The organism is Chryseobacterium koreense CCUG 49689, from assembly GCF_001045435.1.
GTDB lineage: Bacteria > Bacteroidota > Bacteroidia > Flavobacteriales > Weeksellaceae > Kaistella > Kaistella koreensis.
The window spans coordinates 1-12,791 of sequence record NZ_LFNG01000002.1; the positions used below are offsets into that span (position 1 = coordinate 1).

The following is a 12,791-nucleotide window of genomic DNA, read 5'->3' on the forward strand; positions in this document are numbered from 1 at the left end:
CCGAATCTCGGTGGTCAATTTAAACCGAAATTCACTGGTCACTTTGCTCCGAAATCAGGTGGTCAATTTGACCGTTTTTTCCAATCCAGGGCACCGGTAAGTTTGGAGCGAACATTCACTTTTAGAAACTCGGAGAAAAAATGGAGCGGCGTGCGGATTATAGCGGCAAACATGGATACCGTGGGAACTCACCAGCGACAATGCGGTCTGTAATCAGCCGGCTCAACTGCATATCCAATACAGAACTTTGCCAAAGTTTGAAACTTTGGCAAAGTTCTCGCTCACCATGCCGGGATTAAATTGGTACACGCGCCACAAGCCAGAGCATGGATCTCCATTGGTTTATGCCTATCTTGATGCATGACCTCCCCAAACTAATGATACATTTTGTTTTTTCCTAACTGTGCAATAGGGTGTAGGTGATGGCCGCACGGCTCTTTAGGTTTTTTGTAAAAGGTCGCCGCGGAGCCCAGTAAATTCTGCACTGCTTACGAAATCACTGAGCCATTCGGCAAAATCTGCAAGCTCGGCATCATGCTTTGAATAACCCATTTCTTCAGCGACCTCCGCCGTTTGCCAGTTCGAAAACATTTTAGTGGGCGGACGGCTGTTTTCTACCTGCAGAAAGGCAGGGATGATCCAGGAATTGGCACGATCGGTCTGTATGGTTTTGGCCTTTGCCTCTTTAATTTTGCCTTTTTTGAAGAGCGTGATCGCCCACTCGAATAAAAATACAGGATACCCTGAATCATCAGGAAAGTTTTTATGGAACCAGTTAAAATACCGGAGCGCACCTGAATAATCCTGTATCCTCAGGTACAGTTCAGGAGGCAGATACCGCAGTCCGCGGCTGTCGTCGTAAAAGCCTCCCCACCTTTTTTTATCGGCGGCAAGCTCCTTTCTGATTTTTGTGATCTTGATCTGAATGCGTTCTATTTGTTTCGGTGTCATGAGCTGTATTTTAGGGGTGGTGGGCAAGGTGAAAGCCTCAAAAAATTACCGATCTGTCATTGGATAAAGATAACCTATTATTTGAAAAGGTACCCGGTCATGCCCGGAAAATTTCGGCGGTTTCGAATCATTGAGATCTGCACACCGGTGATGCGGTCTGTGATCAGCCTACGGTAATGCATCCGAAACAGAACTTTGCCAAAGTTTGGAACTTTGGCAAAGTTATTCCCCGCTGCGGCTCCCGCATCTCACAGCGCGTCAGCCAGAAAAACTGGAGGTGCTGAAAATCGATCAAGCCAAAATGAAATAATGCTTCGACCTGTTTAATTACATAAAAAAATTTAGAGCATCAAAGTGTAGCTACAGACACCCCATTGTTCTATGTTTCATCTGGTTCCCCCGGTAAATCGGATAACCATAGGCTGAAGGGTGATGGGAACATGATAATAATGCTTATCGCTGATCTGAAAAACAACTTCGATAAAAGGATAAAAACTTTTGGTGTTGCTTTTTTTAAAATAATTGGCTGTAAAATAGGTCAGTTCAAAAATTTCGGAATTTGCGCTGCCCGGAAGAAAATCGGTAATCCTGCCGTTCTGATCTGTTATTTTTTAGTCCATCAAATTCCACAGTCAGGTGGCGTCGGTATAGCGTTGGAGCCGGATGGTGACTCCGCTGGAGGAAAGATAGATTTTCCCTAACTTTATGCTTCTAAAAACCCGGGAAAAACCGTATGGATTTCCTCACCAAAAATATTGATCAAACCGCTGCCGAGCTTAAAACTGACCTTTCACAGGGACTTTCGGATGTGGAAGCTCAAGAGCGGCTGAAACGTAACGGACCGAATAGGCTAAAAAAAGCGCCTAAAAAAACGGTCCTTTTCCTTTTTCTGGAACAGCTGAAGGACTGGTTGATTTATGTGCTTTTCGCGGCAGTGTTGATCACGATCTATTTGGGAGCATTTATGGATGCCGCAATTATCACGGTGGTGATCCTGATCAACGCCTTTTTGGGCGTTTACCAGCAGCGGAAAGCGGAGAATGCCGTGGAAGCCCTGCAAAAAATCAGTTCGCCAAAATCTTATGTAAGGCGCGGAGGAAAATTGAAGGAAATAAACTCCGGACAATTGGTGGTAGGTGATGTGGTGGTGCTTGAAACCGGCAGGATGGTGGGTGCGGATCTCCGGCTGGTTGAAAGTGTGAACCTGCAGATCGAGGAAGCGGCACTAACCGGCGAGTCCGAACCTTCGGAAAAAGATGCCGCATTGATTATCAAGGAGACCAATGCACCGCTGGGAGACCGGAAGAATCTCGCTTTTATGAGCACTACTGTGACCGCAGGAAGGGGAACGGGAATCGTCACCGCTACGGGAATGGAAACGGAAATCGGTAAAATTGCAGGCATCATCCAAAGTGAGCCAGATGAAAAAACTCCGCTCGGTCAGCGCTTGGACCAACTGGGAAAAACACTCGGTTTGGCCGCCGTGGCGGTATGCGTACTCCTGTTTGTGCTTTCGTGGTTTCAGGGGCGCGATATTGCGGAAATGTTCCTGATCTCGGTTTCGCTCGCAGTGGCATCCATTCCCGAAGGTCTTGCCGCTATCGTGGCGGTAGTGCTTTCCGTGGGCGTCACGATGATGTCGAAAAATAATGCGATCATCAAAGAGCTTCCCGCCGTGGAGACTTTGGGTTCGGTCAATATCATCTGTACGGACAAAACAGGGACTTTGACCCAAAACAAAATGACCGTGGACAAGTTCTGGACCTTCGATGGGTTGTTTCAGTTCGGTAATGAAGCTGACCTGGGCGAAACCGCGCAACTATTCGTTAAGGGGATGATATTGGCTTCCGATGCCACTTTGGAAAAGGGAGAAAGTACGGGTGACCCAACGGAAATTGCCCTGTTGAAAATGTGCGACGATCTGAATATTGACCGGGCTCAGCTTGCCAGGGAAACTGTACGTGTCGCGGAAAACGCGTTTGATTCTGCCAGAAAGATGATGTCTGTGCTGATTAAAAACGGAAATGAACTGTCGGTTTTTGCTAAAGGTGCTTTGGGAAACATTCTGGAAAAATCCACAAAGATTTTGAAAGACGGAACCGCCATTCCCTTAAGCGATATGCTGAGGAGCGAAATCAGGAAAGTGGCGGAAGAAATGTCCGATGAGGCATTGCGCACTTTGGCGCTCGCTTACCGGGAAGTTGCCACTGTGCCTTCGCGAACAGAAATGGAGCAGGACCTGATCTTGGTGGGCGTTGCCGGGATGATCGACTCGCCGCGTGATGAGGCGAAACCCGCCATAGAAAAAGCCAGAAAAGCAGGCATAACGACTCTCATGATTACCGGCGATCACGCGCACACTGCTTTTGCCATCGGCAAAGAACTGGGGATTGCGGTTTCTGAAAATGAAGTTATCACCGGCAAGGAACTGGATGAAATCGGGGAAGACCAGCTGATGGAGTCAATAGGAAATTACCGGATATTTGCCAGAGTTTCTCCAGAACACAAGGTGAAAATCATCCGTGCGCTGAAAGGCGGAGGGAATATTGTTTCCATGACCGGTGATGGCGTGAATGATGCGCCTTCCCTGAATGCTGCCGACATTGGCGTTGCCATGGGAATTACCGGAACCGATGTTGCGAAGAGTGCCGCAGATATGATCCTCACCGATGATAATTTTTCCACCATTGTGAAAGCGGTGGAACATGGCAGAAATATTTACCAAAATATCCGCAAAGCAGTCATTTTTCTGCTGAGTTGTAATCTCGGCGAAGTGATTTCCATGGTGGTCGCGCTGCTGATTGGTTGGCCGGCTCCGTTGCTGGCGACGCAGTTGCTTTGGATCAACCTCATTACGGATTCGCTTCCGGCCATCGCTTTAGGTATGGATCCGGGTGATTCTGACGTAATGAATGAGCGACCGAGACCTTCCCAGGAAAGTTTCTTTTCCCACGGTGGAACGCTGCAGGTGGTTTTGGGCGGTTTGCTGATTGGTGCAATAACGGTTTTCGGCTATTGGTATGGATTTTACGAATTTGGATTTTCGCCAATGGATCAGGATATTCCGGATGAGGTGCTTAAAAATGCACGGACACTTGCGTTTCTGATCTTGGTATTTGCCCAACTGTTTTATTCTTTGGCGCTTCGCCACCGCACGAAATCGTTGTTCACCATCGGTATTTTCAGCAATCCCTATCTGATTGGTGCCCTAGTTTTGGGAGTGGTTTTACAACTGTTGGTGTTGTTCGTGCCTTTCCTTCAGGATGCGTTCCAACTTCATTTTCCCGATGCCAAAGGTTGGCTCACCGCCTGTGGACTGGGATTGGTTCCACTGGTTTTCAGCGAGGTGCACAAGCTGTTTAAGAGGATATTGCGGTAATCTTCCCAACAGCTAACCGAATTGATTTTCCGCTATTTTTTTTGAGGTCGCTGAAAATGATGGGTGCCTGATTTTTAGGTCTAACTCATAATACCAAAGCTTCGGCGCTTTTCCTTGAAAATACCGAATTCAAAAACACTCCGACTCCAACATCAGCTCAAACCGGAAATCTTTCCAAACTTGTCAATGCTCATTCCTTCTGCTGCGGGAACATTCGGTAATCCCGGCATCCGCATCATGTCGCCTAGGATTGGGATGATGAATCCTGCGCCGGCTGCAAATTCAAATTCGCGCACGGTGATTTTAAAGTTGGAAGGACGGCCGATTTTGGTTTCGTCGTCGGTAAGGGATTTCGGGGTTTTCGCCATGCAAATCGGCACTTTGTCGAAACCTAGATCGTAGATGGTTTTCAGCTGGTTTTTTGCCTTCTGGGAAAAGACCACTGAATCCGCGCCATAAACTTCTTTGGCGATGGTCTCGATTTTATATTCTACCGAATCATCCACTTTGTAGAGGGGTTTGAAATCATTTCCGCAATTGGAGGCACAGAACGCCACTTCTTCGGCAAGTTCGGTCATTCCCGCACCGCCTTTGGTGAATTCTTCGGCGAGGATGGCTCTCACGCCGAGTTTTTTACATTCTTCCTGGATGTATTTGATTTCTTCGTCGGAATCGGTGGCGAAACGGTTGATGGCCACAATCGGCCTCAAACCAAATTTGAAACTGTTTTCAATATGCTTCATGAGGTTCGCAATCCCATTTTTCACGAAAGGAAGGTTTGGAACTTCATATTCGCCTTTCTTCGCGCCGCCGTGGTACCGCAAAGCACGGATCGTGGCGACTATCACGACCGCATCGGGTTTCATTTTTCCGTAATGGCATTTGATGTGGAGGAATTTCTCGGCGCCCAAATCTCCTCCGAAACCTGCTTCTGTGACCACATAGTCGGCGAGCGAAAGCCCTGTTTTAGTGGCGATGATGGTATTTGTTCCCTGTGCAATATTTGCGAAAGGACCTCCGTGAAGGATCGCTGGATTTCCCTCCAGACTTTGCACGAGGTTAGGTTTAATGGCGTCTTTAAGTAAAATTGCCATTGCGTTTTCTGCTTTCAGGTCCCGTGCAAAAATTGGTTTTTTGTCGAAAGTATAGCCCACGAAGATATTTCCGAGTCTGGTCTTTAAATCTTCGAAATCCTGGCTTAGACAAAGAATCGCCATCACTTCACTTGCCGGAGTGATGTTGAATCCTTCTTCGCGGGTAATCCCGTTGTTGGATCCTCCCAAACCGATTACGATTTGCCGCAGTGAGCGGTCGTTCATGTCCATCACCCTTTTCCAGACGATGGTTCGCGGATCGATGTTTAGGGAGTGTTTTTTGTTTTGGAGATTATTGTCGATGAGTGCCGAAAGCAGGTTGTTGGCTTTCTCGATTGCTGCAAAATCTCCGGTAAAGTGCAGGTTGATGTCCACCATGGGAATCACCTGTGCGTAACCACCTCCGGCAGCGCCGCCTTTCACCCCGAAAACCGGACCGAGTGATGGTTCGCGCAAAACGGCGATGGATTTCTTGCCGATTTTGTTCAGGCCGTCATTCAAGCCGACAGAAACGGTTGTTTTTCCTTCACCGGCGGGAGTGGGGTTGATTGCCGTGACCAGGATCAGTTTTGCTTTTTTGATCTTTTCCTCGTCGATATATTTTAAGGGGATTTTTGCTTTGTATTTTCCATAGTATTCCAGATCGTCATGGTGGATACCGATTTTGTCGGCGATATTTTTGATGTGCTGGATCTGAGCGGACTCTGCAATTTCGAGGTCGGTTGGGAAACTCATAGTGTAAATTTTTAAACAATCAAATTTAGCCAAACGAAAGATTCCCACGAAATCTTTTGAAATGTCTTATGTCAGTTTTTAGAATTTTCAAGGTTAATGCTAAAGATTGCTACTCTTCAAAAGTGAGTTTGGTGTAAATATGGATGGTATTATTTTAAACATTAAGGGAGTAAGGGGTTAAGACCGATGCACCGCATATTTGTTAAGATTTAACTTCGTTAAATTAAGCGGCGCACTTTATTTAACGAAGTTAAACCTTAACCATTCAGAAGCCATTTTGTCCTTAACTACTTAATTTCCTTAATGTTAAGAAAAGATTTGCAATTGCGTAATAATGTTGATTTGTGCAATCGCGGCTAAAAATATTGATCCTGCACAATTTTCACCCACAATAAAAATCCGTAAATTTGCAGATTCCCAGTTTTGAATAAGTATTGGGAAAAAATGAGAGCCCAAAATGCAAAAATCCAGCAGCCATTCCGATGACCATCAAATTGCAACCGGCGATGGCAAAGAATATATAGAAGTTTACGGAGCCCGCGAACACAACCTGAAAAACATTTCGGTGAAAATCCCGAGAAACGAACTCGTGGTGATTACCGGACTTTCGGGGAGTGGAAAATCTTCGCTGGCTTTCGATACCATTTTTGCGGAAGGACAGAGACGTTATATCGAGACGTTTTCCGCTTATGCAAGACAGTTTCTTGGCGGTTTGGAAAGACCGGATGTGGATAAAATCGACGGACTTTCCCCGGTGATCGCCATCGAACAGAAAACCACGAACAAGAATCCCCGTTCCACGGTGGGAACCGTGACCGAATTATACGATTTCCTTAGGCTGCTTTTCGCAAGGGTTTCTGATGCGTATTCGATGACTTCCGGCAAAAAACTAGTGAGTTACACCACCGAGCAAATCCTGGAAACCATTAAAGAAAATTATAAGGGCGAGAAAGTGATCCTGATGGCACCGGTTGTCCGTTCGCGAAAAGGTCATTACCACGAGCTTTTTCTGCAAAAACTGAAGAAAGGTTACGGACAGGCTAGAATTGACGGCGAGTTGGTGGATATAGAATATAATTTGAAACTGGACCGCTACAAAACCCACGACATTGATATCGTGATCGACCGATGGATTGTAGGTGAAAAAGCCACCGAAAACCGGATGGAGAATTCCCTGCGAACTGCCATGGAAATGGGAGAGGGAACGATCGGGCTGCAAAAACTAAACGAAAATGAAGTCCACTATTTCTCAAAAAACCTGATGGACGACGAAACCGGTGACTCACTCGCATTGCCGGAACCCAACACGTTTTCTTTCAATTCACCGAAAGGCAGCTGTCCGTATTGCAAAGGTTTGGGAACCATCAAAAAAGTGAATACTGATTATTTTGTAGAGAACCCTAAACTTTCCATTAACCAAGGTGGTTTGCTTCCTTTGGAAGACATTAAGTCCAACAAATGGATTCTCGGCCAGATCAAAAATATCCTTGAAGTTTTTGACAAAGATTTGTCCACCCCTTTTAAAGATATACCTAAAGAGGCATTGGAGCTGATCTATTTCGGGGCACACAAGGAAGTAGCCAAGGAATTGAAACATGCGGGAATCACCAAGAAAATTAAAGTCAATTTCGATGGTTTGGTGTCGATCATTGAGGATTTGATTGAAGACAAAGAAAGTTATGACGCGATATTGCTCGAAAGGCATTTCACCAACGAAGAGGTTTGTCCGGATTGCAAAGGAACCCGGCTTCAGCCGTCAAGTCTGAGTTTTAAAATCGACGGAAAAAATATTGCTGAAATCAACGCCTTGAGTTTGGGCGATTTAATGGACTGGCTGCATGAAGTGGAAGACCATTTCAGCGAAAAAAACAAGATCATCGCTCATGAAATCTTAAAGGAAATTAAGACCAGACTGCAGTTTCTTCTGGATGTGGGACTGGATTACCTGAGTTTGAGCAGGAGTTCGCGGACCCTTTCGGGAGGTGAATCGCAGCGGATCCGTTTGGCAACGCAGATTGGTTCTCAACTGGTGAATGTGCTCTATATTTTGGATGAACCCTCTATCGGGCTTCACCAGAGAGACAATGAAAGGCTGATCAAATCCCTGAAACATTTAAGGGACATCGGAAATTCCGTGATCGTGGTGGAACATGACAAGGACATGATTTTGGAAGCAGATGATATTTTGGATATCGGTCCGCGTGCCGGAAAATTCGGTGGGGAGATCCTTTGGCAGGGAAACCCGAAAGATTTGCTGAAAGCCGATACTTTGACGGCGGATTATATTTCGGGCAAAAAGAAAATTGAAGTTCCTAAGGAAAGAAGAAAAGGAAATGGGAAATCCTTGGTTCTGAAAGGAGCTACCGGAAATAATTTAAAGAATGTAAATTTAGAAATCCCACTCGGAAAACTCGTGGTGGTGACCGGAATTTCAGGCAGTGGCAAATCGTCTTTGATCAATGGAACTCTTTATCCCATTCTCAACAAACACTTTTACAGAGCCGTTCAGGAACCACTTCCTTACAAAAGTTTTGAGGGAATTGAACACATAGACAAAATCGTGGATGTGGACCAAACTCCCATTGGAAGGACGCCGCGTTCGAATCCCGCCACTTATACCGGGATGTTTACCGATATCAGAAATCTCTTTGCCGAACATCCGGAATCAAAAATCCGCGGCTACAAAGCGGGACGGTTCTCGTTCAACGTGAAGGGCGGAAGATGCGAAACCTGTCAAGGAGGAGGATTGAAAGTCATTGAAATGAATTTCCTTCCGGATGTGTACGTGCATTGCGAAACCTGCAACGGAAAACGTTTCAACCGAGAAACCCTGGAAGTCCGCTACAAAGGAAAATCAATTTCAGATGTACTGGAAATGACGATCGATGAAGCGGTGGATTTCTTCGCGCCGATTCCGAAAATCTTCAACAAAGTGAAAACATTGCAGGATGTTGGATTGGGCTATATCACTTTGGGGCAGCAATCCACCACGCTTTCCGGCGGAGAGGCGCAACGCATCAAGCTCGCTACAGAACTCGCCAAAAGGCAAACCGGAAATACATTATACATCCTTGATGAACCCACTACAGGTCTTCATTTCGAAGATGTGAAAGTTTTGATGGAGGCTGTGAATAAACTCGTGAATTTGGGGAATTCCTTCATCATCATCGAACACAATATGGATGTCATCAAATTGGCAGACCACATCATAGACATTGGTCCGGAAGGCGGAAAACATGGCGGAAAGATCATTGCCGAAGGGATTCCGGAAGAAATCGTGAAGAGCAAAAAATCATTAACGGCAAAGTTCCTGAAAAGAGAATTGGAATAAATTTCTCCCGGTGAATTCGCTTTATTGTGAAATCGAAGATTTGGCGGCGTCCATTTGACCTTATCCATTAATTGCTGTTTGTCATCATCCCATCCATTTTCGTTTCTCGGTTGGTTTTCGGGAGGATAGCTGCGTCTTTTTATGATTTTTATCCTTAAAACTGAAATTTATTAAATACTTCTGGTTTTATATAAAATTATAGCTAATTGAATTTCAGTTGGTTATCATTTTGTCAATTTCAATGTTAACCTAATGTTAACAGAATGTAAACTCAGTGTGAATCCCATTTTCTATATTTGTATCATTAATGTTCAACTAATTATTAACCAATCCATTAATCATACAAGAAAATGAAAAAGATATTAACAAAAGCAGTAGCGATTTTAGCATTGGGCATCGCAATGAGTGTTTCCTCTCAAATTAAGGCTCAAAGCAGCAATAACATAGAGGAAGTTACCATCAATTCTAAAGGATTGTTTGGTGAATTGCGTCAATTGGTGGTGAGTAATTTTGATTTTACCAACCCGAATTTAACGGAAGGAACCACCAATTCGGTCCTTGAATTCAGTGTGGCAGAAGACGGGAAAATCACCAATGTGCACGCAAAAGGCGGCTGCAAATATGTTTCCGAAGAACTGGAACATGTGATGAAAAGCCTGCTCTATAAAGTCGATGTGAACAAATTGAACAAAAACTTAATGGCATCCACATTTATCATGCCGGTAAGTGTGAATGTAAACAGTAAATAATTGATCAAAATCTCCGTAGGGAAGCCGGACGCAATGTCCGGCTTTTTCATGGAAAAGAATTCCTAAAACTTAAACCCAATGCTGAAATAATACCTCCAAATATCGATCAGGTTATTTTTTGAAACACTGAAGTTGATGGGTCCCGCAACTGAAAAGTAACCGAGGTTTATTCCATATCCAAAAACGTTTTGGGAATTGCCATCATCAAAACCGCTCAATTCTGCAGAAATCCTTCCATAGCTGAGTGATGGCGTAAGGTAAAATTTACCGAAAGGATTGTATTGCGCGGCAAAACCTAATTTTGCGATAGAGTTCACGGGCAATTCTTTTTGTCTGAAGCCTTCAAATTCCGGATTCATCCCGTCGTCATTAAATTCGCTTCCGCCGGTGTAGAATTTTTGGTTCAGAAAAATGTAAGGTATGTTTTCATCGGGGATTTTGTTGCTGCTGAAATGGCGGCCCAGATATCCATTAAACTTCAGCGAGAGCTGTTTTGAAACAGGCCATGCAAAATTTTCATTGATAAAGATGGCGGTCAATGCTTCCGGCATCGTATAAAAGTCATGTTCCGGATTAAGGTATAAATCCAGTCCGGGTTGTGTTTTGTTCAGGTCGTAAGTGTTGTAATGGTTATTGAAATAAGTCCTCACACCGATGTGGAGGTGGTTTCCGCTTTTGGAATAATATCGGGTGTTCAAGCTGTTCTGGATGTATTTCAGATAAAGAAATTGATTGCTGTGGCTGAACAATTTCGGGTCATAATCTTCCAGAAGGCTTTTGGCGATATCGTTTAAGGAGTTTTTGAGCAGTTCGGAATTGTGTTCGGCGCCGATCCCAATTGCTGAACCAGAACTGATCTTGTAATTGATCCCGATACCGCCCATGAAATTGGAATATTTATAGTCCGGGAAAATCACCGCATTTCCCTGTGCGGTTTCACCAATCAGCCGGAAAAAGATGTCGTTGCTGTTCGTACTGGTATATTTTGTTTCTGCGGAAATGAAAACACGGTTTTTTCGGTCGATGAATTTTTGCAGGTTTAATCTTGCCTTAAACTTTTCGGCGATATCTATGGTTGCCACCAATCTGGACTTGGTGAACAATAGGTCACGATAGGTATAGTTCACGATGATTCCCACGGATTGTTCATTGTCATAGTGCGGTGCGAGTTTGAACCGGCCGGCTTTTGCCTTTTTTACAAATACATTCATGATCAATCCCGAATCTGAATTGGTGTAGGTGTAATAAACCTTGTCATAAAGCCTTGTTCCGAAAACATAGTCTATGCTTTGGTTCACGGTTTTCGCGTCATGATAGGTCCCGGTTTCCAGATTCATCAAATTTTTGATCGATTCTATTTCCTGTTCAGAGGCGATCGCTGTTCCGTCTTCATTAAAATATCTGATTTCCACGGTGGGTTTCTTCACTTCCTGCAGCATTTTGTGGTCGTAAACCACACCAAGTCTTCTTTGTTCTTCCGCAACTTTTACCAGTTCGGGAAGTATTTTTTTGGTTTCCTCTTCACCGATCTTGATTATTTTTTTGTATTTCTTAAAATCTTTTGTGGTGATATCTTCCAATGGCGTCACAAAATTCACGAGTACATCCGTGTCTTTCCCTTGAACCTTGAAATCTTCCACCGATCGGATGGCGTGTGTCTGATAAATCATTTTCAAGGGATTCTCGATTTCTTCCTTGGTAAACAGGCGGAATCCCGTGTACCCCCCAATTACGAAATCGGCACCCATGTCTTTCACTTCCTTCACCGGAAAATTCCGGTCAAGTCCGCCGTCAACAAGTAGTTTTCCATCAATATAAACTGGGGAAAACGCTGCAGGAATCGCTAAAGTAGAACGAATCGCCAGCGGAAGCGAACCTTTTTTCTGCATGATCAGACCACCGTTTACGATATCGGAAGAGGTCAGTTCCACAGGAATTTGGAGTTTGCTGAAATCGTTGATGTGTTTGGCGGAAAAAGTAAGCGAGTTCAGTACTTCGCCCATATATTGCCCTTCAATAAGCGAACTGGGCAGGGTAGGAATTCCCCTCACAATCGGAAACTCAATGACATATTTGTCGTATTCGTCTTTTTCTTCGATATTCACTTTCTGGTAAGGGATTTTGTTGCTCAAGATCCGGTCCCAGTTCATCTCATAAATCGTGGATTTTAAATCTTTGCCCGTGTAGCCCATCGCATAAAGTCCGCCGAGAATTCCTCCCATACTGGTCCCGGTGATATAGTCGATTTTAATCTGCAAAGAATCGATGGCATTTAAAAGTCCTATATGGGCGAAACCTTTTGCGCCGCCTCCGCTTAAAGCGAGTCCGTATTTTTTCTGATGGTTGGTTTTAAGGGTGTCTTGTGCGGAATAATGATTGAAAAATGTAATGGAAAAGAGAAAAACAAGGTAGATTTTTATTTTCATGGGCAATATGTAAGCCGCTAAAATACTTTTTTTTATTGTTTTTGGGGCGATTTTCCTATTTTTATATCCTTGAAAAACGTGAACTGTCTTAGATTGTTCTGGTCAAAGTGGTTGAAATCCTTTTTT

At 44.4% G+C, this 12,791-nt stretch carries 7 protein-coding genes and 1 pseudogene; 4 read left to right on the plus strand and 4 right to left on the minus strand.

Annotation, left to right across the window (positions count from 1 at the left end; all coding sequences use genetic code 11):
- Positions 1 to 213 (plus strand): annotated as a pseudogene (locus ACM44_RS15905) (hypothetical protein); the annotation flags it as partial.
- Between the two features lie 225 nt (positions 214 to 438).
- Here the strand turns inward: ACM44_RS15905 and ACM44_RS01210 are convergent.
- Together ACM44_RS01210 and ACM44_RS15650 are read right to left on the minus strand one after the other, a co-directional pair.
- A complete protein-coding gene (locus ACM44_RS01210) occupies positions 439 to 951 on the minus strand; it encodes a tetratricopeptide repeat protein (RefSeq protein ID WP_048498296.1) in 513 nt (170 codons plus the stop codon).
- A 386-nt stretch (positions 952 to 1,337) separates the two neighbouring features.
- Entirely contained in the window at positions 1,338 to 1,559 is a 222-nt protein-coding gene (locus ACM44_RS15650) for a hydroxyisourate hydrolase (protein WP_316932544.1), read from the minus strand.
- A gap of 125 nt (positions 1,560 to 1,684) precedes the next feature.
- Between ACM44_RS15650 and ACM44_RS01220 the strand changes: the two genes are divergently transcribed.
- On the plus strand, positions 1,685 to 4,330 hold the full coding sequence (locus tag ACM44_RS01220) for a cation-translocating P-type ATPase (RefSeq protein ID WP_048498298.1): 2,646 nt from the start codon (positions 1,685 to 1,687) through the stop codon (positions 4,328 to 4,330).
- Positions 4,331 to 4,482: 152 nt separating this feature from the next.
- On the opposite strand, the gene ACM44_RS01225 is transcribed toward ACM44_RS01220, so the two are convergent.
- Entirely contained in the window at positions 4,483 to 6,159 is a 1,677-nt protein-coding gene (locus ACM44_RS01225) for a formate--tetrahydrofolate ligase (protein ID WP_048498299.1), read from the minus strand.
- Between the two features lie 457 nt (positions 6,160 to 6,616).
- Here ACM44_RS01225 and uvrA point away from each other — a divergent pair, with 457 nt between their 5' ends.
- Together uvrA and ACM44_RS01235 are read left to right on the plus strand one after the other, a co-directional pair.
- The gene (uvrA, locus tag ACM44_RS01230; protein ID WP_048498300.1) at positions 6,617 to 9,490 is read left to right on the plus strand and encodes an excinuclease ABC subunit UvrA; all 2,874 of its coding nucleotides are present in this window, start codon (positions 6,617 to 6,619) and stop codon (positions 9,488 to 9,490) included.
- 350 nt (positions 9,491 to 9,840) lie between these two features.
- A complete protein-coding gene (locus tag ACM44_RS01235; RefSeq protein ID WP_048498301.1) occupies positions 9,841 to 10,239 on the plus strand; it encodes a hypothetical protein in 399 nt (132 codons plus the stop codon).
- 62 nt (positions 10,240 to 10,301) lie between these two features.
- Here the strand turns inward: ACM44_RS01235 and ACM44_RS01240 are convergent, their stop codons facing one another.
- Complete coding sequence (locus tag ACM44_RS01240; RefSeq protein ID WP_053215421.1) at positions 10,302 to 12,665, minus strand: patatin-like phospholipase family protein; 2,364 nt, start codon at positions 12,663 to 12,665, stop codon at positions 10,302 to 10,304.
- Between the last annotated feature and the right edge of the window lie 126 nt (positions 12,666 to 12,791).